Origin of the sequence: Glaciecola sp. 33A, assembly GCF_002836745.1 — a bacterium.
GTDB lineage: Bacteria > Pseudomonadota > Gammaproteobacteria > Enterobacterales > Alteromonadaceae > Glaciecola.
The window spans coordinates 166,421-190,272 of sequence record NZ_PJAR01000043.1 but is presented as its reverse complement, the minus strand read 5'-3'; the positions used below and the strand labels follow the sequence as shown (position 1 = coordinate 190,272).

Below are 23,852 nucleotides of genomic sequence, written 5' to 3'. Positions count from 1 at the left end.
ATTGGGATTAAATACTCAATTTTTATACTTAGGTGTCGTTAACAGAACCATACAGTTTAAAAAAATCAGTATTATTTGTACCTATGATACTAGAACTATGACAGAGCTACTAATCAATGAAATCGCTTTTTAAGAAAAAAGTCCAGAGTATAATCGGATTAGACATAGGAACCAAGTACATCAAGGCGGTATGCCTAGATGTTAGCGGTTCTGTAGCCAAAGTAAATGCTTTCGCTTGCGAACCTATCATAGGTGGCGCATTTAATGAGCGTGAGATAAAAGACTTTGACGCCGTCAGCAAAGCACTGGCCAAAATTAAGCATAACTTGAAAACCAAAAACAAAAATGTCGCGATAGCCGTTGCCGGCGCATCCGTTTTAAGTAAAGTGGTTTTCATGGAGCCAAATCAAACTGATTTTGAATTGGAAAGCCAAATTGAAATCGAAGCAGACAGCCTAATACCATACCCCTTGGAAGAAGTTTATTTGGACTTTGAAGAATTGGGTGAAAGTAAAATGCATGGCGGAAAAGTTGAAGTATTACTGAGTGCCGCACACAAAGACATGGTTGACAGTCGCATCACACTTGTCAGAGAAGCGCCTTTCGAACCCGTAATTATGGACATAGAAGGTTATGCTCTAGGTAATGCTCTTATCCACTTTGCAACGCATAGAAAAGACAGTCCAACTTGCTGTATCAACGTAGGTGCAAGTTTACTGCAAGTCTGTTTCGTTGAAGATGGTGAAGTGATTTATAGCAAAGAACACAACTTCGGTATGAACAAATTCATACAAGATTTAGCGGTCATTCACTCGCTAGACATTCAAGAAGTAGAGAATCAAATAGCCGATGGTTCAGCACCTGAGTCATGGTTTAAAGATACCTTGCCAATGTTTTTATCTGCATTGCAACAACAAATACAACGTGCGTTACAAATGTATACGTCAACAACGCACAAGACGCAGCCCGAAAAAATCTTAATTTCTGGTGGCGCTGGTTCATTACCAATGGTCATTGAAGAATTATCGAAGGACCTCGGCATTGAAGTCGAAGCGTTCAATCCGTTTTCAAATTTAACCATCGCTGAAAACGTCGACGCCGAGAAATTGAATAAATTTGCTGCACAATTGGCGATCGCGATGGGATTAGCAAGTAGGAGTTACTCGCAATGGCACATGTAAATTTACTTCCATGGCGTGAAGCGCAGCGTCAGCGTCATAAAAAACAATACATTAGTTCGTTGATTGTTATTTCGATTGCTGTACTTGCCGTGTTCTGGATATTAGGCGAAGTCATTGATCAACAAGTTCGCAACCAGAACTCAAGGAACAATTATTTAGAACAGCAGATCGGGGTGTTAGACACCCAAATTCAACGCATCAAAGACATCCGCAGCTCAAAAGCAGAGATTGCCCAACGTATGGCACTCATTGAGCAACTGCAAGTGAGTAAAAACGTATCACCCATTGTTTTTGATGAGTTAGCACGAATTGTTCCAGCAGGTGTTTCATTTGAGAAAATGTCCCGTAGCGGCAACTTAATTGAAATTATTGGCATTAGTGAATCGAACAACCGTTTGTCTGCGTTTATGCGAAAACTTGAGCAGTCCGATGTATTTACCAGCGGCGTCTTGTCTTCAATTACTGCTGATGTGAGCACATCGAATGCGGTGAGTGACTTTAAATTAACATTTTCTATTACGCCGAAGGTTGCTCCGGTTCAAAATGTAGAACCGGATAAAGGGAGGAGTCAATAATGGCTTTTGATTTTTCTAAATTAAAGGAAATAAACGATCTCGACTTCGAACAAGTCGCTATTTGGCCGAAGGAAATCAAGACGGTCGTTGCCATCTTCTGTGTTGTCGTGGTGGGTGCTATATGCTATTACGCTATTATTAGCAGTAAGTTACCGCAGTTGGACAGTTCTAAAATCAAAGAAACCGAGCTTAGAACAACATTTGAATCGAAATTTCGAATTGCCGTCAATGTAGACGCCTATGAAAAACAACTCGTAAGAATGCAAAGCGATTTTTCCTCAATGCTTAAAACATTACCAACGAGCAATGAAACACCGGGGTTGTTGGACGACATTACTTATGTAGGCACCGACGCGGGCCTGTCATTTAAGTTACTTAATTGGCAACAAGAAAATCCGAAAGAATTTTACACTGAGTTACCTATTCAACTTGAAGTTGCAGGAACTTATCACGAGTTTGGCTTATTTACTTCGAACATCGCTAATCTCCCAAGAATTGTAACCTTGCATGACTTTGACATTACAAACAATAAAGGCGTTCTTAATTTAAAGATGCAAGCAAAAACTTATCGTGCTGCGACGACTCAGGCCGATATGAATACTGAGGGGGAAAAATAATGACAAACACATTTATAAAATTCCCTAAAAGCATGATGAATAAATATCTTGTGCTTGCAACTTGCCTTGGTTTATCAGCTTGCAGTGCAGAAATTGATGACCTAATTGCTTATACCGATAGTGTCAAAGCAAATACGAATATCAGCATTGAAGAATATCCCAAGTTTAAGCAGTTGGAGCCGGTTAATTATTCAGCTAGTGATCTGCGCAGCCCATTCCAAAGGTTGCAGCAAGGAAATGAAGAAAAATCAAGCGTAATGGTTCAAACGGCTAACTGCAATCAGCCAAATCGCCAACGACCTAAAGAAAAATTAGAATCTTACGGTATAGATGCATTACAGATGGCTGGTGTCTTTAGTTCTGGCAGTCAAAAGTGGGTTCTTATCAAGGCCAATGATGGCACTTTACACAAGGCGAAACGAGGTCAATACATCGGCCTGTTTTTCGGCAAAATTATTAACATAACGGATAAAGAAGTGGTTATTGAAGAAATGTTACCTGACGGTGCTGGATGTTGGAAAACAAAAATCGCCACATTAACTATGTCATCAGTAGCTGGGGAAAATGATAATGTCTGATAAATATATTTTTAACAAGCGCTTAAACCGCAACAGACCTCACTGGGTCCTGATAATTGCGTTCGTTTTAGCCATTGTCAGCTTGGGTGCTGTTGCTCAAGAATCTGAAAATTTGATTGATTTAGTTGATCCGCAAGGTGAATCTACATTAGAAAGTTCAGCCATCTTAAATAGCATTGATTTTAATCGATCTGTAAAGACGGGGAACGTGCTTATCGGATTTGAAGGCAAAATCCCATCGGTAACCGTTGTTGAAGCTAAAGGTTTAATTACCTTAACAATGAAAGAAACGATGTTAGCTGAGGACCAATACGTTGAAGTTGACGTTAGTCAGTTTGGTACTGCAGTGAACAGCATTGAAACATTCCAAGATGCAGACAAAGCGAAAGTTGAAATACGCTATAATGGCGTAGTAAAAATTAAGAGAATAGAACAGAACGGTGTTGTTACTCTAGCCGTAACGCCGTTAACACCAGACGAAGTTAAACAATCTAAGAATACAACGTATGAAGGCAAGCCAATTTCGTTAGATTTCCAAGACGTACCTGTGCGCCAAGTATTGCAGATTATTGCTCAAGTTAATGGTTTTAACTTGGTAACAACTGACACAGTTAACGGTAATGTCACTATAAGTTTGTCTGGTGTTCCTTGGGACCAAGCCCTTGATATGATTCTAAAGATTCGAGGGTTGGATAAACGTTTAGAAGGTAACATCTTACTTATCGCTCCTACTGAAGAATTATCTGCCCGTGAAACGCAGCAACTTCAATCTAAGCAACAAGTACAAAATCTTGCACAACTTAAGTCTGCACATATTGAGATCAACTATGCTAAGGCTGATGAAATTGCGACCATCCTTAAAACTAGCGATGGTGGAATACTTTCTGACCGTGGCAATGTAACCGTCGATGCTCGGACCAACACCATATTAATCCGCGATACATTAGAAAGTATCGATGAAGCACGTCGTGTCATAAATGCATTAGATATTCCAGTCAAACAAGTACTTATTGAGTCTCGTATGGTCACCGTTCGTGACAACGTGGACGAGCAACTGGGCGTTCGTTGGGGATTCACTGGCGCTAGTGATAACAATTCTGTTTCAGGTTCAATCGTAGGTGCTGACACTGCCGGTCAGGGTAACGTGCCTGATATTGGTGACCGCTTAAACGTCAACTTACCAGTATCAAGTGCCGCTGGCACCATCGGTTTCCAAATTGCTAATCTACTTGACGGTAATATCTTAGACCTTGAACTAAGTGCTTTAGAAGCCGAGAACAAAGGCGAAATTATCGCAAGCCCGCGAATTACAGTTGCCAACCAACAAGAAGCTTACATTGAACAAGGGACTGAAATTCCATTTGTGCAAGCAACATCAAGCGGCGCGACATCTGTAGAATTCAAAAAAGCCGTATTGAGTTTAAAGGTAACACCACATATTACGCCGGATGATAGAATTATTTTAAATCTGGTAGTAACTCAGGATACGCGTGGCGATACTGTCGCGACTTCTACCGGTCCAGCCGTTGCAATCGATACGCAAGAGATTAGCACTCAAGTACTGGTTGAAAATGGTGAAACCATTGTTCTTGGTGGTATATTCCAGCAAGTTAGTACTAACGACGTTACTAAGGTACCATTGCTCGGTGATATTCCTTACTTCGGTAATTTATTCAAAACAACGTCAACTATCGAACAGAAACGTGAATTACTGATATTTGTAACGCCAAAAATCATCGAAGAAAGCTTTTAATTACTGATTTATTCAGATATTTACACTAGTATCACTAACCGTTATAAAGAGTGAAGGCATGGCCTTCGCTCTTTTGCAGTTCTAAAGCACAGTATTTTACCCATTGCTTGAATAAGAATGCTTGCATATCAGGCTAGTTAATTGAGATAATCCCCGCATAGATTTTCCACAGAGGAAATTATTCGCTCGCATTGGCGTTAAAAAATTATAAAACGCGTTGATGTGGTAGTTAAAGTTGCTTGTTACGAATACACCAAGCCGACTTCAATCATTTATAAAGAATGTGAATCAATCAGACATGGCTGAAAAACGTAATATATTTCTTGTTGGCCCAATGGGAGCAGGAAAGAGTACTATCGGTAGACATCTTGCAGACGAACTTCACCTCGATTTTTACGACTCTGATCAGGAAATAGAAAAGCGCACTGGCGCAGATATTGCCTGGATTTTTGATCTCGAAGGAGAAGATGGTTTTCGCAAGCGTGAAGAAGACATCATAAACGACCTCACAGATAAACAAGGTATCGTTTTAGCCACGGGTGGAGGTTCTATTGTCTCAAAAAATGTGAGAAATAGACTTTCAGCACGAGGCATCGTAGTGTATTTGCAAACAACTATTGATAAACAAGTCGCTAGAACTCAGCGTGATAAGCGCCGCCCTCTTCTTCAGAATAATGACCCTGAGCAAGTGTTGAGAGATTTAGCTGATGAACGTAACCCTTTGTACACAGAGGTTGCTGATTATGTAGTTGAAACGGATGACCAAAGCGCACGCGCAGTAGCAAACCAAATCATCAGTAAAATCGGTTTGTAACAGGTTAATTTTTAGGATTTTTTAGGAAGGATAATGCGCCATGCCCACATTAAACGTTGATTTGGGAGAGCGTAGCTACCCTATCTACATTGAAACCGGTTTGTTTAATCAAGCCGGTTTTTTACTTTCTGCTATTCAAGGAAAACAATGCGCAATTGTCACCAACGAAACCGTCGCGCCGCTGTTTTTAAATAACATAAAAAAGCCATTAAATAACGCAGGTATAAGTTCCTTCGATATTATTCTGCCCGATGGCGAACAATACAAAACAGTGGAATACTTCAATGTTGTGTTAACTCAGTTACTTGAAAATAGAGCAGCGAGAGACACAACACTGATTGCTTTGGGTGGCGGAGTTATTGGTGATATGGGCGGTTTTGCTGCTGCTTGTTATCAGCGAGGAATACCATTCATTCAGGTACCGACAACACTACTGTCGCAAGTTGATTCCTCCGTTGGCGGGAAAACAGCGGTAAATCATCCTCTTGGTAAGAATATGATTGGTGCTTTTTATCAGCCCAAAGCGGTATTTATTGATACTAACTCGCTGTCTACATTACCCGAAAGAGAATTCTCTGCCGGTATGGCTGAAGTCATAAAATATGGGATAATGTATGATGGAGATTTCTTTACTTGGATTGAGAATCAAACTACAGCTATAAAAAATCGCGACCCTGACGCTCTGCGATATCTCATTACAAAATGTTGCGCGATAAAAGCTGAAGTCGTAAATTTAGATGAAAAAGAGCATGGCGTTAGAGCTTTATTGAATCTTGGGCACACCTTTGGTCACGCTATAGAAGCTGAAAAAGGCTATGGTGTCTGGCTACATGGTGAGGCTGTTGCTGCTGGCATGGCACTTGCAACAAAGCTGGCAGTGCTGCGTAATTGGATATCAATGTCAGAATCCAGTCGCATACAAAGGCTATTGACGTTATTTAACTTACCGATTTCGGGACCGGCAGATATGTCTGCAGACATCTATATTGCGCATATGCAGCACGATAAAAAGGTACTATCCGGTAAAATGCGATTCATCGTTCCGACATCTATAGGCCGTGCTAAAATAATAGATGACGTTAAAAATGAAGAATTGACGGCTATATTGAACTAGCCCAAACTGCTGCAAAAATTTGTAAGACCAAGTTTAAAAGGACATGACTGTTTGTCAGAATTGCAAGAACGATTGGAACACTTAGTTAATTATTCTTCTCAGCTTATATTTGTAAGCGGGGACAGTATTGCACAGCAACAAAGAACCCTCGAAGATTTTTTGTCGATGCAAAAAGAAAACACTGAAATTTCCTATTTCACTTCTGAGCTAAGCATGGAGTCGCCTGATTTTCGACGAATTATTTGTCGTCAACTTTTGGGCCAAAAAGTAGGTAGCTTTGTTCGACCATTGAAAGAACTCCTCAAAGATTTACACGAGCAACCAGGCCCCTATTTACTCTGTATTAAGCAAGCTCAAACGCTTCCAAATGCATTTTTACAAGAACTATGGGACTGGGTAACAGAGAGTAAGACACAATCACAAAATCATCACGTTAACGTCATACTTTTTGGTGAGACAGTTTGGGCAGAAAAGGCTAAAAAGTGGCTTCCTAAGCGCAACAGTAGTCGTCCAGTGCTTTTGTCCACTCAATCTATAGATTCAACAAAGTTCGACGTAAATGCATTAGAGAGCCTCATGGCTGAGGAACGTCCCTCATTTTCTCTCGCCTTATTTAAGCGAGACGAATTTTCACCGCCTATTGTTACCCAAAAATGGTTTATTGTGAGCATATTAGTTCTACTGCTGTCGGTTTTTATCGGTCTCATGAGTTGGCAATATCCAGACCATGCAAAATCATTGCTACAAACAGGAACTCTGCCACCGGAAGCCCAACTTAATACTGACAAGTTGGCGCTGTTAAACGAGCAGTTAGACAAAGAAATAACAACAAAAGAGCAGACAAAAGAAAAGTTCACTGACTCATCCCTAAGTAAACAAGAATCAATGCAGTTATCTACACCAGCGGAGATACAGTCCAATTTACATTCGAATTCAACTAAAGATAAGGTTCAGTTAATCACTTCATGGGATGACGCTAAGCAAACTAGCAATGATAAAATTAAATCACTTAACGATAATATTAACGGGCAGCGGACTGCGCAAGACCAGGATGCTGGGGTCATCACAAACTTGGACGAAGTAACACCCGTCGCAAACGACGACGTCATCGACGCTTATGGGACTGACGGTGATTTCGCGGTTCTAGATATTATTAGTGTTGAACAACTTGATGCGACATTGGGCAATCAATTATTGACTCCTTCACAAGAAGAGCAGCTAGCTATTGATACTTTGGCATCTGACGATACTTTATCGACTTTGCCAGAACAAGCTGCAGCTCAAGAAAAACAGGACCTAAGGGATAATCGCTTATACGAATTTGATGAGGCAATGTTGTTGGCATTGCCAGAACCGGGCGTGTTATTGCAGCTCTCCGGCATTCAAAATAGACGTGTATTAAATGAATTTATTGTGGATAATCAATTGCAAGATTTGATATGGGTTTATCAAACCACGAGATACAGCGGCGCTTGGCATGTGGTTTTATTGAATCAGCGCTTTACTTCCTTGAATGCAACACGCCAAGCTGTCGAATTATTGCCATCGTCATTGCAAACGACACAACCATTCGCAAAAGACTTGAAACAAATAAAGCTGGAAATACGAAATCGTTAGATTTTATGGTACTGTAGCGCCACTTTTCAAAACACGTTGCAGTTTGAATCACAGTCGTGAATAAAAATACTAAAAACAGGGCCTTTTTGAAATGGGCCGGCGGCAAATACTCTCTGCTTGAGCATATTCTCCCTCACTTACCTAAATCACCAAAACTCATCGAACCTTTTTTTGGCGCCGGCTCTATCGCGTTAAATGCGCAATACGATAATTATCAACTTAACGACATTAATACCGATTTGGTTGATTTGTACAAATTGGTTCAACACTCATCACAGCATTTTGTTACTGCATTAGCTCCATTATTCACGCCAGAGTCAAACGATTCAGATTTCTATTACCAGCGTCGAGAGGAGTTTAATGCCACTGATGATGCATTTCGAAGAGCCTTGTTGTTTGTTTATCTCAATCGCCACGGCTACAATGGTTTATGTCGTTACAACCGCAAAGGTGGTTTTAATGTGCCTTTTGGCCGCTATGTAAAGCCAAAAATGCCATCGGCAGAAATTGCTTATTTTGCCGAGCGTTTTGCTAAAGCTGAATTCACTAATTTAGATTATGTTGAAGTCATCAAAAAAGCGCCTGATAACAGTGTCATTTATTGCGATCCACCATACATTCCTATTAGCAAAACAGCGTCATTTACTCAGTACGCAACAAGCGGATTTAGCTTAGATGCTCAAGAAAAATTGGCACAAACAGTGCTCGACATTGTAGCGAAACGTCCAGTGACGGTGATTATCAGTAACCACGATACGCCGCTTTCGCGGCGTTTATATCGAGGCGCAAAATTTAATAGTTTTTTTGCCCGGCGATTGATCAGTCAAAATCCCCTCAACCGGAAGCCAGTAAGAGAACTCATTGCTGTTTTTTGCAATGAAACTAAGTGATTAACTGGTATATTAAATAAACGCCCTCTTGCAGGCAATTATATGACTATAAGATATGGCGTCGATAATCCAGTGACGCTATTGGCGCGATATGATAAATTAACAGCGAATTTGTATGATATCGGCCGTGCCCAAGCACAACCGCTTGGTTTACTTTATCGAGCAGATAAAGCTCGACACTATACATTCGTACTGAATTAGGTAATAAACAAGAAGGTTAGCCTAAACAGTCAAGTTCACTTTGTTGGGGGTTCTGCTTGGTTGCTCCCTGCTCTATATTGCAGCCTTAAGCATTTGAAAAAAGGTATTGGACTTTGCTTTCAACGGAATTGGTTTACAAAATTTAGTTCATGATTCGAATCCGCGGTTTATTATTTAAGACTCTTCTATTGGTCATTGTCGTAGCCATTGTGTCGCTAAGTGCGTCCTATGGATTCGTCACAGCGCAGCAATCTAAACGTTTTATAGAAAACGTTAAAGCGATTAAAAAATCGCATTTGCAAGTAGCTCAATTATTATTGCAACAGCAGCTAAAAGAGCAAGTACTGACTGCTGAAGAGGTCTTTACACTCGGTGGTTTAGGGAATAAAACACCACAAGAAGCAGCGTCTTATTTCGAAGGAATTTGGCCTCGGCTCCAGCTCAGCTTCGGTTTATCCTCTATGTCTATTACTAACTCAGAGCAAACATTCGAGTTTGGCGACTTTCCTGCACAAGAAACTACTTTGTTACGGCAGGAGGTGTTTGCTAGTTCACAGGCAAAATCAGCTATAATATGCCATCGCATTTGTGAGCTAGCCTCGTCGGTTCCAGTTATGTTTGGTCGTAAAATAGCGTCGCTAACTCTTGTTGCTGACATTGCGCCGTCAATTGAATTTTTATATCAAATGGTAGGTAGTGATGTTGGTGTATTGGCACCTAACGAGGAACCAATCACAAATCAGCTCAATCTGAAGCGTTATAGCACAGAAATAATGACCGGACTTGGACGAATTGACGCCCTATTAAAGACGCAACTAACACAAGATGAACTGACACAGGCTGAAACACAAGGGATAATAAAATCCTTTGACGGAAGAGAATTTTTCATCTGGTTTGAAACCTTAAGCGTAGTTGGCTCTAATCTAAAGGTTATATTTATACGCGATGTCACATCCGTTGTTGCCGAGCAAAATCATCAAAAAGAACAAATCATCATTATCTTTATGACAGTCACATTGGGAATTTTACTGACTCTAATAACTTTTTCAATCATCCCTATTTCACAAATAAACAAATTACGCAGAGCCATAAGGCTGATTGCAAATAAAGAATATAATACGGCTAGGTTTCGTCTTGGACAATCCGGCAAGCGAAAGTTTAATGACGAACTGCATGACCTTGAAGATGAATTTAGAAATGCAATTGACATGCTCGAATCCTATGAGCGTGAGCTCGATTTTTCGCAGAAAAGACTGCTGCGTCAAGCCACTATTGACGGCATAACAGGTCTATTTACACGCAATGTACTGGTGGATGACCTTTGGCATATACGCAATACAGAGTCATCATTGAATGTTGCTATCTTTTTCTTAGATTTAGATGGATTTAAACCTGTTAATGATAATTTAGGTCATGAAGCTGGCGATATTATGTTAAAGAAAATAGGTTATCGCTTAAAAGGGGTTTCCAACAAATTCATCAAGGTCTATCGGATAGGTGGCGATGAATTTGTTATCTGTTATACCGACTATAGCAGTGAAAAAATCTTGTTTCAAATGGCTGAATCACTGGTACAACTATTTGCAGCTCCGTTTCATGTTTATGAGACGAATATCGTGATTAGCGCCAGTATTGGTATTGCACTCCAAAAAGCCAAAGCAATCGATGCAGACCAATTACTAAGATATGCTGATATTGCTATGTATCAAGCGAAGGAAGAAGGAAAAAACAGATATAAATTTTTTGATGAATCGATGAGAGCCCGAGCACAGTTAAAATTTACTATCAAAAATGATTTTCTTGCATCACTTGCAGACGGGCAGCTATTTCTGGTCTATCAACCCATTGTTGACAGTTACACGAGAAAAGTAACTAAAATTGAAGCGCTTTGCCGTTGGAAGCATCCAGAGCTGGGCTTTATTCCACCGCCAACATTTATAGATGTGCTGGAAGAAAGTGAAAATATGAATAAATTGTTCGAATGGATTGTTAACAACGTAATACAAGAAGCGACATATTTAACGAGTATTGGACGCAGCGATGTTGTTATTTCAGTTAACTTAAGTCCTTCCCAACTAGTTGATGACAGAGCGCTTGAATTACTTGTTAACCAGCTAGAAATCCATAAAGTCAGTCCGAACCGTATCGAACTTGAAATAACCGAAACCACGTTAATTACTAACTTTAAACAAGCTAAGGCTTGGATAGAAATGGCAGCTAGCATTGGGTTTAGGGTAGCGATAGATGATTTTGGTGCAGGATATTCTTCTCTGTCGTACTTGGCTTCATTCAATTACAATACGGTTAAACTAGACCGCTCTCTGCTTGACAAAATTGACGTCGATACAAGACAGCAAAGAATTGTTGGTTCACTAACTCAGATGATCCACAGTTTTTCTGTTCCCGTCGTTGCGGAGGGAGCCGAAACGCAAGAGCAATTTGAACAATTAGGAAAATTGGGTTGTGATTTTATTCAAGGATATTTCATTTCTAAGCCCATTATACATGAAGACTTAGTCGTATTTTTACAAGAGAACGGCAAGCCATAATACACATGCGCAACTAGAAATAGATAATATTAGTTAAACTAAAAAACTAACTAGTAAAATAAGGCTTACCACAAACACTATGACCAGAACAATACCGGTAACAACGAACGGGACCGCTGATTGTTCAGTAAAATCTTCTTCGTAACTCTTTTGAGATTGTACGCCTAACATACTTGCGGATACACTTTTTACTAATCGAAACCATTTTTTGAGCACTAACACTACCTATTATTCATCAGACCCAATTTGCGAGAGCAACTCTAACAAATCAAGAAAATGAAACTGATTAGATGTAGACTTGTTTGTGATCCACGCCAACCAACTTACTTCGTTGCCTTTGCGCGAACATTGAATACTTACAGGTAAGCCATTTTCATCTGTTTGCACTGCAAAATCGCTTTGGCTACAACTGCCTATAGATGGCTGAATAGAAAAAATAGTAAAGTAGATACCAAGCATTAGGCAGAGGCCAACGGACACTGATTTTATCAATGTTGCTTTTCTTGGCGCTATTCTACTTATCTGGCTCTTCATATTCAATTTTATACTCTTACCGACATGCTCTTTTATAAATACAATAACAAACGAACACGCTATGTACGAACACGTTGTGGTAGGCTGGAAAATGCAAACATTAACCCTATGAACCAATAATGACATCGTAGTTCAATAGTAGTTCAATAAATAAATGAAACGTTAGACGTTAGTATAACGCAAAAGTCAAAATGCACAATATTTAATCATTAATAAAAAACCCTGCAAGCCTTGAGGCTTGCAGGGTTTTTTATATATAATCCTAACGTGTTACGTTATAGCTCAAATGATTTGCTAAGCGAAAGGTATAACGATTCGCTGTCATCTAAATCAGAACCGCTGACTACAAGGCCTACGCCAACATCAAATCCGCCAATGTCAGTACCATATGCAATTTCAGCATACTCACCATCGAACGTTTTGCCCCAAGAACCAATAGTTGCAGACCATCCGTTTTTCTCGACACCCAGTGTAACTAACGTATAGTCTCCTTCGGTTGCATCCTCGTCACCTACTGCACCATCCCACTTACCGTTAACGTATCCGACCGAAAATAAACCATAACTAGCGCTTACTCCAATTTCATTGTAAGCACTGTCAAAGTCACCGGTATATTGATAGCTAACGAAATTGGCGTCCAGCGAGATGCCACTTTCTAATTCGAGGCCATAACCTCCATATAAGTCGACTTCAAGCCCATCTTCCACTTCAGCAGACCAAGCACCGACATAAAAGCCAGAATCAGCGGCGTAATCAACACCAGCATAAGCTGACGCGGACTCAGTTTGTTGAATACCACGGAAATGATAATCAGAAACAAGACCGATGTTTGCTGACCAACCCGCTATTGCAGATTGGCTTGTTAGCGTTGCTGTCAAAATTGTGGCAGCTATTGCTGCGTGTTTAAAAGTTTTCATGTGAGTTCTCCGTAAGGTTCCAAGTTGTTAAAGCGGTTTCTTCTTGTCGTCTTATTATTATTATTTGTTTTGCCATGCTGCTACGTATTAAATTGATAATTTATTTATGTTGTTAATACAACATTCACTCATTTTATTTGTATAATCCGTGTATGGATTAGGTATAGCAAAAGTAGTGCCTAAATATAAAAAACGGTATAATAAAAATTATCACATTGAATTTTAAAGATTTTTTTGATTTTTATGTTTTGCTACATAAAAACTTTTGGCGCATTGAATTGATTTAGTGAATAAAAATGCCCCAATTTGATGCATGCTCACCAATAAAGTGCGCGGTTAAGGCTTTTGTCAATCACAAAAGTTCGGTAAACTGAAGGGATTTGGGATTAACTAATGCATACACCATTAATTGCACCATCCATCCTGTCCGCTGATTTTGCTTGTTTAGGACAAGATGTTCAAAACGTGCTCGATTCTGGGGCAGATATAGTTCACTTTGACGTAATGGACAATCATTACGTTCCTAACCTTTCTTTCGGCCCAATGATTTGTGAAGCATTGCGCAAATATGGTATCAAGGCGGATATTGACGTGCATTTAATGGTCCAGCCAGTTGATTCTATGATCGAGGCTTTTGCAAAAGCTGGCGCAAGTATGATTAGTTTTCACCCTGAAGCAACGATGCATCTGGACCGCAGTATCCAATTAATTAAAAATAATGGTTGCAAAGCCGGACTGGCATTGAACCCCGGAACGCCATTACACGTTCTGGATTGTGTCCTTGAAAAACTTGATTATGTTTTGTTAATGTCAGTTAACCCTGGGTTTGGCGGGCAATCTTTCATCGAAAATACACTGACTAAAATTACACAGTTAAAGAAGATAATAGAGGCAAAAAGTCTCAATATTCGAATAGAAGTTGATGGTGGTATAAAGGTCGACAATATCAAGTCGGTTTGGGATGCAGGCGCGGACATGTTCGTTGCAGGTTCTGCTATATTCAATACCGATAATTACGCCGACACTATCGCGGCAATGAAAAATCAATGTAAATAACATGAGGAAGTCGTAAACAAAATGAGCTTGCAAAAACCGATCGTTTTAAGTGGTTGCCAACCTTCCGGTCAACTTACCATGGGCAACTATATGGGAGCCCTGCGGCAGTGGGTAAATATGCAAGACGACAACGATTGCCTGTACATGATTGTTGATTTGCATGCCATTACAGTTAGGCAGGACCCTACGGCGCTAAATCAAGCCTGCCTTGATGGCTTAGCATTATATCTAGCCTGCGGTATTGATCCTAAAAAAAGTAGTATTTTTTTGCAGTCTCACGTGCCGGAGCATGCGCAACTAAGCTGGGTACTCAATTGTTATACGCAAATGGGCGAGCTCAATCGGATGACACAGTTTAAGGATAAATCACAAAAGAATGCGTCAAATATCAACGTTGGTTTGTATAGCTATCCTGTGCTTCAAGCTGCTGATATACTGATTTATCAGGCAAATAAAGTCCCTGTCGGTGAAGATCAAAAGCAGCATTTGGAATTAACTCGAGACATCGCAACTCGATTCAATAATATCTATGGTGACATATTCACCATCCCTGACCCGTTTATTCCTGAATCAGGTGCTCGTATTATGAGCTTACAAGATCCCTTGAAAAAAATGTCAAAATCGGATGATAATCCAAATAATGTGATTGGCTTATTGGACGATCCGAAAAAGCTGAGCAAAAAAATTAAGCGTGCCGTTACTGACAGTGATGAGCAAGCACGTATTTATTTTGATGTTGCTGAAAAGCCGGGTGTATCAAGTTTATTATCGTTACTGTCTTGTACAACAGGACAGTCAATTGAGAGCTTGGTCCCACAATACCAAGACAAGATGTATGGGCACTTAAAAGGTGATGTTGCTGAGGCTGTTGTTTCTATGCTTTCTCCTATTCAGACAGAATATGCTCGGATTCGCACCGACCAAAGTTATTTACATGATGTTTTGCGAGCTAGCGCTATAAAAGCCAGGGAAAAAGCATCAGTGACGCTCGCAAAAACATATAAAGCACTTGGGTTTGTCGCACCATAACCCCGTACCCTGGATTTCTATCCAGCTCTAGGCATTGACTTGGCTATAAACGAATATGATTTGCTTGCAAAACAAGCTTTGCCATTGGAGTTACTAACATGGTTTTAATCATTGATAATTATGACTCTTTTACCTTCAATTTAGTGCGCTATTTTGAAGAGTTAGGTGCTAGGGTAAAAGTCATCAAAAATGATGAGCTTAGTATTAGTGAACTACAGGAACTAGAATTTACACATTTAGTGATATCTCCTGGTCCATGTTCACCGAATGAATCGGGTATTTGCTTAGATGCAATTGCAGCATTTGCAGGAAAAGTCCCGCTTTTAGGAGTATGCTTGGGCCATCAGGCGATAGGGCAGGTCTTTGGTGCCAAAGTAGTACGTGCAAAAAATATCAAACATGGTAAAACTTCAGAAGTAGAAGTAAAACATGCACATGGGATCTTTGAAGGGATCCAGAGTATATTTACAGCAACAAGATACCATTCTTTGCTGTTAGAATTAGAAACACTACCTGAACGGCTAGAAATTACTGCAGTTTGCAGCGAAAGTGGCGATACAGAGATAATGGGAATTCAGCACAAAACAATGCCTATATTTGGTGTTCAGTTTCACCCTGAATCATTGTTAACTCAGGAAGGTCATAAAATTTTGAATAATTTTTTAAGAAAATAGACGACGGATGTAGAACAACGACATGAAGTTAAGCGTATCTCAATTAGCCTCGACTATGAATAATAGATTCGAGCACCTTCTCATCAGCTCGGATGAAGCTATTCTTCTGACGGGTAAAAAAACTGAGAAACAACGCATTATGGAAGAGTCAGAGCAAGCTGACGCTCGTAGAGAATTGTTGTTTGTCGAAGAAGTTACCATAAAGAATCGTGAAGAAAAAAATTACAAACAACATTTGTTTATTCAACAAGTTGAAGCTGAATTTCATGTCGGTCTTATGAATGATCTTGCTGAAAGATTTAGAAATACCTCGTACGTATTAGAGAAAGTCCTTGGGTTCGATCCATCCATAGGTAAAATTTTAGATGTTTTGTACACAGAGTCCTGTTCGATATCTCGCCTAGAAGTCTTTATTAAAGAATTAAATTGGCTGTCAGATGCCATTGTCAGCTTTATAAAACAACCAACATATCGTCGTTTTGATTCAAAAGGTAGACTAATCGTCATCGATACTTTGCGCAGTGCACTGAGCTTCATTGGAATAGAAAGTCTGCGCACCTTGCTGCCCGCATTAATTGCAAAGCGCAGTTTGCCGCCAAAATCAGCGCTATTTCCAGAATTACAAAAGCACCTTTGGGAATATACTCTGGGCACAGGTAAAGCGTGCCGAGCCGTTGCCGAAAAAGAAGGAATGAAATGGTATCTAGGGTATAACATCGGTTTGATGAGTACCATCGGGCGCAGTGCAATTACCACAATGTATCTAAAAGCATTCGAAGGTAAACTACGCGAAAAAATCATCGAAGAGCAAAGGAAAAATAATCCAGTTCAAGCGGAAGCCCTTAACACACTGGTACCTTCGCACAAGTATCTTATCTCATTATGGCATCGCTACGCTGATAAACTTAACAGCGACATAGTTGCAAGCTTAAAGTGCCGTTGGTTGATGATTGGTATTGGCTTTGAAGATTACACTCGCATAAAAGAAATAAGCTTTGCACACGTAAAAGAGAAAAACTTACATCCTCTAACCAATTTATTGTTTCGTTGCCAGGGCTATATGCAATTTAAAATGATGAAAGGAAATAACTTAATATCCAAACAAGCATCGTTGCTGTATTTACGCAACTTTGGTATCGTTTCAGACGATGTCGTGCTGTTGATGAAAACCAATTTAACTGGGCTTGAAATTAAAATTCCTGAGATCCAACAATCACTAAGAGCGCGCAACGACTGAGCGATTTATCATTCTAATTAGGCAATCAGGGGTGTTGTTTGAGCAACGTACTTTTGCATGAATATGCCTAAATATGATGCGTGTAAGCCAACGATTGCGGCGTTATTAGTCCCATTTGAAAATATGTAGCTTGTCTGTAAGCCATTACGGCCAGTACTCGTACACCAAAACCTGGTTATTTTCTTCGCTATATTGCCCCTAAAATAAATATTCACTAATTCTGCAAATCAGTTCACACCCCCTAGTTTTACTGGCTTTGCGACTAATAAGTTGATTGCTTTAACTGTCTCTTCTGGCATAATACACCTTCAGATTACTCATACATCTAATATTGTGTGAGTGCAGAATAGCTAAGCAAAGAGGTGTATAACATGCAAGTGACTCGTTCAACGTTTGATGATGTAATGGTGCCTAACTACAATCCTGCACAAATGGTGCCGGTGCGTGGTGAAGGGTCTCGCGTTTGGGATCAAGAAGGCAATGAGTACATCGATTTTGCAGGCGGTATTGCGGTTAACGTTCTTGGCCATTGTCATCCAGAACTGGTTAGCGTTTTACAAGAACAAGGCAATAAATTGTGGCATTTAAGTAATGTATTTACTAACGAGCCCGCAATCAGATTAGCTAAAAAATTATGTGATGCTACTTTTGCGGATAAAGTGTACTTCGCTAATTCAGGTGCAGAAGCAAACGAGGCTGCATTGAAACTAGCGCGCAGATTTGCTATTGATCATCACAACGAAAGCAAGGACCAAATTATTGCCTTTAAACAAGGCTTTCATGGTCGTACTTTCTTCACAGTGACCGTGGGCGGTCAACCTGCCTATTCAGACGGGTTTGGTCCGAAGCCCGGCGGTATTGAGCATTGCGAATACAATAACCTAGAAATGCTGGCAAGCATGATGTCAGAGCGCACTTGCGCAATTATGATGGAGCCATTGCAAGGTGAAGGTGGGATAATCGTGCCAGACCCTGCATTCGTGAGGGGTGTCAGAGAACTTTGTGATAAACATAATGCACTATTGATTTTTGATGAAGTACAAAGTGGTGTTGGTAGAACAGGCTATTTATTTGCTTATATGGATGTTGATGTTACACCTGACATTTTGACCTCAGCTAAGTCATTAGGTGGCGGCTTTCCAATTGGTGCTATGCTTACCACTGACGCGATAGCTAGCAGCCTAAAACCAGGTACTCATGGCAGTACATATGGTGGTAATCCACTAGCATGTGCGGTCGCTGAAAGAGTCTTGGACGTTATTAACCAACCGGAAGTTTTCGCTGGAGTGCTCAAGAAAGAAGCATTATATCGAGAAATTTTAGGTGCAATTAATGAAAAGTATCATGTATTCAGTGAAATACGTGGCAAAGGCATGTTGTTAGGTTGTGCGTTAAATGAAAAATATGCCGGCCGTGCCCGCGACTTCATGGTCGCGGCGAATGAGCAACGTCTTATGTGTTTAATTGCTGGTATGAATGTTATTCGTTTTGCTCCATCTTTGGTTATCCCCGATGAAGATATCATTGAAGGTTTAGCTCGTTTCGAGAAGGCGGTTGCCTCAGTCGTTGCCGGTTAGTCTTTTTTAGCTTGTCTTTGATAAGCACAGGGATCATTTGATGAAAATTATTCGACCAATTAAAGCGTCTGATTATCAGACGCTGTATGAGATAGCGAAAGAGTCGGGTATCGGTTTCACTTCACTGCCGGTGAATGAAGAATTGTTGCGCCGTAAAATCACAAACGCTGAAGCAGCGGTTCAATCGACGCCAACAGAACCAGGTATGCAAAGCTACCTATTCGTAATGGAAGATACAGAAACCGGTGAAGTTGTCGGTACTACTGGTATTGAAGCAACAGTTGGCCTGCAAGATGCGTTTTATCATTACCATATAAGCAAGGTGGTACATGCGTCGCGTGAATTAAATGTGCATAACACCGTCGATATACTGCACTTTTGTAATGATTACACAGGCGTAAGTGAAATTTGCACCTTATTTTTAAGAGAAAATGCGCGGAAAGGTCTTAATGGTCGCTTTCTATCCAAAATGCGCTTTCTTTTCATGGCTGAACACAAAGAACGTTTTGCTGATGTTGTTATCGCTGAAATGCGTGGCGTTAGCGATGACAAAGGACTTTCGCCATTTTGGGCTTGGCTCGAAGAAAATTTCTTCTCAATGGATTTCCCTACTGCTGACTATCTAACCGGTATCGGCAACAAAGTATTCATTGCTGAACTGATGCCCAAATACCCTATTTACGTTAATTTACTCAGTAAAGCGGCGCAAGACTGTATCGGAAAGGTACACGAAAAAACTAAACCAGCTCTGTGTTTGCTTGAGCAAGAAGGATTTAAGTGCCGTGGTTATGTGGATATTTTTGACGCCGGTCCCACTGTAGAAGCGGATGTTAAAAACATCGCAACAGTACAAGCCAGTCGCAAAGCATCTGTCGTCATCAACGACAACCTCGCTCAAACAGACGGTGAAACCTGCTTTGCTATTAATACGTCCATACAAGACTTCAGAGCTTGTATCGCAGAAATCGCCTATGTCGACGGTAATCGCGTTGCAATTGAACGAGTTAGTGCTGAGGCATTAGGTATAAAAGATGGCGATTCAATTCGTTTCTCGCCAGCTAACACAAAGCATTAGGAGCACACATGTCAAATTCAACACACTTTATCAATGGTCAATGGATAGAGGGCTTAGGCCATGCGATTAATTCTCTCGACCCTGCAAAAAATGTCGTGATTTGGTCGGCAAAATCAGCATCTGAAGCACAAGTAAATGAAGCGGTTGTAGCTGCTCGAAATGCATTCCCTGCCTGGTCTTTGAAGTCGGTTGAAGAACGTTTAAGCATCATAAAGCAATTTGCTGAATTACTAGGTGAAAGCAAAACTGAGTTGGCGAAAATTATTGCAAAGGAAACCGGAAAACCCGAATGGGAAACAGCTACCGAAGTTGGCGCAATGATAGGAAAAATTGCGATTTCTGAAAAAGCTTACAACGAACGTACAGGTACTGTTGAAAATGCCATGCCTATTGGCCAAGCAATAATCAGACATAAACCACATGGTGTCGTGGCCGTGTTTGGCCCCTATAATTTTCCTGGCCATTTGCCCAACGGACATATCGTTCCAGCACTGATCGCAGGAAATACAATTGTATTTAAGCCTAGCGATTTAACCCCAATGGTTGCCGAATTCATTGTTCAATTATGGCAAAAAGCGGGCTTACCAAATGGCGTGTTAAATCTTATTCAAGGTCAGGTTGAAACCGGCAAGGCACTTGCCAGTCACCCTAATATTGATGGTTTGTTTTTCACCGGCAGCTCTCGAACAGGTAAAATATTGCATGAACAATTTGCCGGTCATCCAGGCAAAATCTTAGCGCTCGAAATGGGCGGCAATAACCCATTAATAGTGAAAGACGTTGCTAATATTGACGCTGCTGTACATGACATTGTGCAGTCTGCTTTTGTCACTAGTGGACAGCGCTGTACTTGTGCACGACGTTTGTTTATTCAAAACAACGAACAAGGTGATATTTTGTTAGCACGATTGTTGGCGGTGACCAAAAGTATTCAAGTTGGTCATTATGATGCGCAAGAACAGCCCTTCATGGGATCGATGATAAGTTCAACTGCCGCTGCTGGAATGGCGAACGCTCAGCAGCAACTTTTGGGCTTAGGTGCAACAAGTTTACTGGCACTTGAACACACAGATAAAGATACGGGCTTCGTTACCCCTGGTATAATTGATGTAACAGCAATACTTGATGATATGCCTGATGAGGAACATTTCGGACCACTTTTGAAAGTCATCAGATATAGCAATTTCGATGATGCAATTACGCATGCGAATAATACCAGCTTTGGTTTGTCTGCGGGTTTGTTAAGCGACTCGAAAGCAGATTATGAGTATTTCTTAGCACGTATTAGAGCTGGTATTGTCAACTGGAACCGTCCTATTACAGGCGCTAGCAGTGCAGCACCTTTTGGTGGCATTGGAGAAAGTGGGAACCATAGAGCAAGTGCTTATTATGCCGCTGACTACTGTGCTTATCCAGTTGCTTCGGTAGAACTGGATGTAGTTACGTTACCGTCTACACTTAGTCCCGGTCTCAAGTTTTAATAGATTTTAAGGAATAAACATGCACACAGACATCAATAAATTGTTCCAAGGGCTTTGGCAAGACTATATTCAAATAACGCCATCAGCGAGCAATATTCATGAACTATTAGGCGCCAAAACTGGCGAGTCAGATATTATTAATGACCATATTGCTTTACGTACATTCAACCTTCAAAGCGTGAATTTGAAAAAGCTAGCGGCACACTTTCTTGCACTTGGCTATGAGCAAAAAGGAGATTATGACTTTGCAACAAAAAAACTGACAGCACAACACTTTGAGCATCCAGATACGGCGCAAGCGAAGGTATTTATTAGCGAGTTGAGAGTAGAAGAACTCAGCGAGACGGCGCAGGCGATTATTAATAAGATGATCGGCACTGTTACCGTGCAAACTGTTGAAGCAGACAATTTCCTGTATTCAGGAACACATTGGACGGTTTCACATGAAGACTATAAAACCTTATTAGCCGAATCAGAATATGCAGCATGGATGGCCGCTTGGGGCTATCGAGCAAATCACTTTACTGTTAGTGTTAATCACTTAAACAACATTAATGAACTGACCGAAGTGAATGACATTTTAAAGCAGGCTGGGTTTACGTTAAATTCATCTGGTGGAGAAATCAAAGGGGGAGAAGAGGTTTGTTTGGCTCAATCTTCAACCATGGCTGATTCATCTGAAGTTGTTTTCGCTGACGCTACAGTGTCCATTCCTAGTTGCTTTTATGAACTCGCCCAACGTTATAAAATGGCAAATGGAGAGTATTATCAAGGATTTGTGGCAGCTTCTGCTGATAAGATTTTTGAAAGCACTAACGCCCAATAATTAACATTATCAAGACTCATTTAATTTCATATGAGTCTCATCTGGCTTTTTCGATGACGCTTGTCTATACCTTCTTGAGTAAATACTCAAGCTGGGGATCAACAATGAATTTGCCCGCCATTGCTTCGCGTCCAAATAACATCAAGTAGGTCATTTCAGAACGATCCGTTAAAGTTAATTGAATTTGCCAACGCTGATCTGCCATTACGATATCTGTTTCAATAACATAGCGGCGCTGGCTGGTCGCCGTAGAGCTTTTAACCTTACGTTGACCTGCCACTTTTGCTTGGCAGCGGATCAGTTTCTTTACATCGTGGATATCAGGATGAATATCAAATTTGATCCATGTATCCTCGCCAATATCAATTTCTTCGATGTTGTCCACATGCAAAGATGACGTTGTTGCGCCTGTATCGACTCTAACATGCAGTCCTTTTATCCCTAACTCAGGCAAGTCACATAACTCTAAATTACCAACAATACGCTTTTCATTCATTTTGGACCTCTCAATAGTAAAAGTTAGACACGCATATCAGTTGCTTAATCAACCACAATTAAGTTGTCTTGCAACATTTCAACATGCTCTGCTACCTCGTCAGGTTTTGTAAAGTAAGCAATGTGATATATGGCTTCACCCTCTTGCGCCAATGGTATATTTTGCTTACCAATAACAACACCTGTGCTAGGAGAGTCAATCGTCCCTAATAACTCACCAAATGGGTTTGAAATAACAGCCAGCACATCTCCCTTGACGACATGGTCACCCAACTGGGCCTTATGCATCACAAACCCACTTTCGTTGGCTCTTACCCAGCCACTTTGTCTTGCAACAAAGGGCTTAATCCGATGCCCTTCGACCTTAGTCCTATTTAGCATGCCAACATGACGCATTACTTTGATAATACCCTTTACCCCAACTGAGATTGAAAACTCATCATAACGTAACGCTTGGCCTGCTTCATAGAGAAGCACTTTGGCGCCCTCATCTGCAGCGGCTTGGCGCAACGACCCATCTCGAATGTCAGCATTAAGTAAAACTGGAACACCAAAGGCTTCTGCCATTTCTCGTGTCGCTTGATCATCCAAGTTAGCGCGTATTTGCGGCAAATTAGAGCGATGTATAGCACCTGTATGAAGGTCGATACCGTAATCACACTTACTGACTATCTCATCTAAAAATAAACGGGCTATGCGTCCGGCTAGTGAGCCTTTTTTACTACCCGGAAAGCAGCGGTTTAAATCTCTGCGGTCGGGCAGATAACGGCTTTGATTAAGAACGCCGTACACGTTTACCATTGGTATCGCAATTAAGGTACCGCGAATACTTTGTATCGCCCGAGTTTTAATTAAACGGCTAACGATTTCAATACCGTTTAGTTCGTCACCATGAATGGCAGCGCTCACGAACAACGTAGGTCCTGGGCGCTTACCGTGCTGCACAAAGACAGGGATACCCATACTAGTGTCGGTGTATAATGGAGGCATTTGCAACTGCAAACGTTTCTGTTCACCTGGTTTAATAACTTCCCCACCAATCGTGAAGTTTTCGCGTTTCAT

24 protein-coding genes are annotated in these 23,852 nt (G+C 40.7%); 19 read left to right on the top strand and 5 right to left on the bottom strand.

Translation table 11 applies throughout. From position 1 onward, the window contains the following. Positions 1 to 116: 116 nt before the first annotated feature. The 11 genes from pilM to CXF81_RS15155 all read left to right on the top strand — a co-directional run bounded on the left by pilM (position 117) and on the right by CXF81_RS15155 (position 11,889). A complete protein-coding gene (gene pilM, locus CXF81_RS15200) occupies positions 117 to 1,181 on the top strand; it encodes a type IV pilus biogenesis protein PilM (protein WP_101182188.1) in 1,065 nt (354 codons plus the stop codon). Beyond that, the gene (locus tag CXF81_RS15195) at positions 1,169 to 1,756 is read left to right on the top strand and encodes a PilN domain-containing protein (RefSeq protein WP_101182187.1); all 588 of its coding nucleotides are present in this window, start codon (positions 1,169 to 1,171) and stop codon (positions 1,754 to 1,756) included. Before pilM ends, CXF81_RS15195 begins: the two co-directional genes overlap by 13 nt. After that, positions 1,756 to 2,373, top strand: a complete 618-nt coding sequence (locus CXF81_RS15190; protein WP_101182186.1) for a type 4a pilus biogenesis protein PilO — start codon at positions 1,756 to 1,758, stop codon at positions 2,371 to 2,373. Before CXF81_RS15195 ends, CXF81_RS15190 begins: the two co-directional genes overlap by 1 nt. Then, entirely contained in the window at positions 2,373 to 2,951 is a 579-nt protein-coding gene (locus CXF81_RS15185) for a pilus assembly protein PilP (protein ID WP_101182185.1), read from the top strand. Before CXF81_RS15190 ends, CXF81_RS15185 begins: the two co-directional genes overlap by 1 nt. Beyond that, entirely contained in the window at positions 2,944 to 4,704 is a 1,761-nt protein-coding gene (locus CXF81_RS15180; protein ID WP_101182184.1) for a type IV pilus secretin PilQ, read from the top strand. Before CXF81_RS15185 ends, CXF81_RS15180 begins: the two co-directional genes overlap by 8 nt. Before the next feature lie 298 nt (positions 4,705 to 5,002). Continuing rightward, on the top strand, positions 5,003 to 5,518 hold the full coding sequence (gene aroK, locus CXF81_RS15175; RefSeq protein WP_006011165.1) for a shikimate kinase AroK: 516 nt from the start codon (positions 5,003 to 5,005) through the stop codon (positions 5,516 to 5,518). A gap of 40 nt (positions 5,519 to 5,558) precedes the next feature. Beyond that, on the top strand, positions 5,559 to 6,632 hold the full coding sequence (aroB, locus tag CXF81_RS15170) for a 3-dehydroquinate synthase (protein WP_101182183.1): 1,074 nt from the start codon (positions 5,559 to 5,561) through the stop codon (positions 6,630 to 6,632). A 51-nt stretch (positions 6,633 to 6,683) separates the two neighbouring features. After that, positions 6,684 to 8,249: an SPOR domain-containing protein gene (locus tag CXF81_RS15165; protein ID WP_101182182.1), complete on the top strand. Its 1,566-nt coding sequence runs from the start codon at positions 6,684 to 6,686 to the stop codon at positions 8,247 to 8,249. Positions 8,250 to 8,305: 56 nt separating this feature from the next. Beyond that, on the top strand, positions 8,306 to 9,139 hold the full coding sequence (locus tag CXF81_RS15160; protein ID WP_101182181.1) for a Dam family site-specific DNA-(adenine-N6)-methyltransferase: 834 nt from the start codon (positions 8,306 to 8,308) through the stop codon (positions 9,137 to 9,139). Between the two features lie 42 nt (positions 9,140 to 9,181). Next, positions 9,182 to 9,340 carry a hypothetical protein gene (locus CXF81_RS19945; protein WP_157825572.1) on the top strand — a complete coding sequence of 53 codons (159 nt, stop codon included), beginning with the start codon at positions 9,182 to 9,184 and terminating at the stop codon, positions 9,338 to 9,340. A 188-nt stretch (positions 9,341 to 9,528) separates the two neighbouring features. Then, complete coding sequence (locus CXF81_RS15155) at positions 9,529 to 11,889, top strand: bifunctional diguanylate cyclase/phosphodiesterase (RefSeq protein ID WP_198556415.1); 2,361 nt, start codon at positions 9,529 to 9,531, stop codon at positions 11,887 to 11,889. A 33-nt stretch (positions 11,890 to 11,922) separates the two neighbouring features. Here CXF81_RS15155 and CXF81_RS15150 read toward each other — a convergent pair whose 3' ends face one another. The 3 genes from CXF81_RS15150 to CXF81_RS15140 all read right to left on the bottom strand — a co-directional run bounded on the left by CXF81_RS15150 (position 11,923) and on the right by CXF81_RS15140 (position 13,340). After that, a complete protein-coding gene (locus tag CXF81_RS15150) occupies positions 11,923 to 12,105 on the bottom strand; it encodes a DUF2970 domain-containing protein (protein ID WP_255409454.1) in 183 nt (60 codons plus the stop codon). Between the two features lie 12 nt (positions 12,106 to 12,117). Next, entirely contained in the window at positions 12,118 to 12,423 is a 306-nt protein-coding gene (locus CXF81_RS15145) for a hypothetical protein (protein ID WP_101182179.1), read from the bottom strand. A 275-nt stretch (positions 12,424 to 12,698) separates the two neighbouring features. Continuing rightward, positions 12,699 to 13,340 (bottom strand): TorF family putative porin, encoded by a 642-nt coding sequence (locus tag CXF81_RS15140; protein ID WP_101182178.1) that lies wholly within the window; start codon positions 13,338 to 13,340, stop codon positions 12,699 to 12,701. 393 nt (positions 13,341 to 13,733) lie between these two features. Here CXF81_RS15140 and rpe point away from each other — a divergent pair, with 393 nt between their 5' ends. The 8 genes from rpe (at position 13,734) to CXF81_RS15100 (ending at position 22,295) form a co-directional block, all read left to right on the top strand. Then, entirely contained in the window at positions 13,734 to 14,396 is a 663-nt protein-coding gene (gene rpe / locus CXF81_RS15135) for a ribulose-phosphate 3-epimerase (protein WP_101182177.1), read from the top strand. Positions 14,397 to 14,417: 21 nt separating this feature from the next. Beyond that, positions 14,418 to 15,425, top strand: a complete 1,008-nt coding sequence (gene trpS, locus CXF81_RS15130; protein ID WP_101182176.1) for a tryptophan--tRNA ligase — start codon at positions 14,418 to 14,420, stop codon at positions 15,423 to 15,425. Positions 15,426 to 15,523: 98 nt separating this feature from the next. Continuing rightward, positions 15,524 to 16,099 carry an aminodeoxychorismate/anthranilate synthase component II gene (locus CXF81_RS15125; RefSeq protein ID WP_101182175.1) on the top strand — a complete coding sequence of 192 codons (576 nt, stop codon included), beginning with the start codon at positions 15,524 to 15,526 and terminating at the stop codon, positions 16,097 to 16,099. 55 nt (positions 16,100 to 16,154) lie between these two features. Further along, on the top strand, positions 16,155 to 17,336 hold the full coding sequence (locus CXF81_RS15120) for an HDOD domain-containing protein (RefSeq protein ID WP_232771956.1): 1,182 nt from the start codon (positions 16,155 to 16,157) through the stop codon (positions 17,334 to 17,336). A 371-nt stretch (positions 17,337 to 17,707) separates the two neighbouring features. Beyond that, positions 17,708 to 18,913, top strand: a complete 1,206-nt coding sequence (locus tag CXF81_RS15115; RefSeq protein WP_101182173.1) for an aspartate aminotransferase family protein — start codon at positions 17,708 to 17,710, stop codon at positions 18,911 to 18,913. 40 nt (positions 18,914 to 18,953) lie between these two features. Next, positions 18,954 to 19,988, top strand: coding sequence for an arginine N-succinyltransferase (astA, locus tag CXF81_RS15110; RefSeq protein WP_101182172.1), 1,035 nt, complete (start codon positions 18,954 to 18,956; stop codon positions 19,986 to 19,988). Between the two features lie 8 nt (positions 19,989 to 19,996). Then, positions 19,997 to 21,469, top strand: a complete 1,473-nt coding sequence (astD, locus tag CXF81_RS15105) for a succinylglutamate-semialdehyde dehydrogenase (protein ID WP_101182171.1) — start codon at positions 19,997 to 19,999, stop codon at positions 21,467 to 21,469. A gap of 19 nt (positions 21,470 to 21,488) precedes the next feature. After that, complete coding sequence (locus CXF81_RS15100; protein WP_101182170.1) at positions 21,489 to 22,295, top strand: DUF1338 domain-containing protein; 807 nt, start codon at positions 21,489 to 21,491, stop codon at positions 22,293 to 22,295. Positions 22,296 to 22,359: 64 nt separating this feature from the next. On the opposite strand, the gene CXF81_RS15095 is transcribed toward CXF81_RS15100, so the two are convergent. Next, entirely contained in the window at positions 22,360 to 22,791 is a 432-nt protein-coding gene (locus CXF81_RS15095) for a RimK/LysX family protein (protein WP_101182169.1), read from the bottom strand. A gap of 44 nt (positions 22,792 to 22,835) precedes the next feature. Further along, a complete protein-coding gene (locus CXF81_RS15090; protein ID WP_101182168.1) occupies positions 22,836 to 23,852 on the bottom strand; it encodes a succinylglutamate desuccinylase/aspartoacylase family protein in 1,017 nt (338 codons plus the stop codon).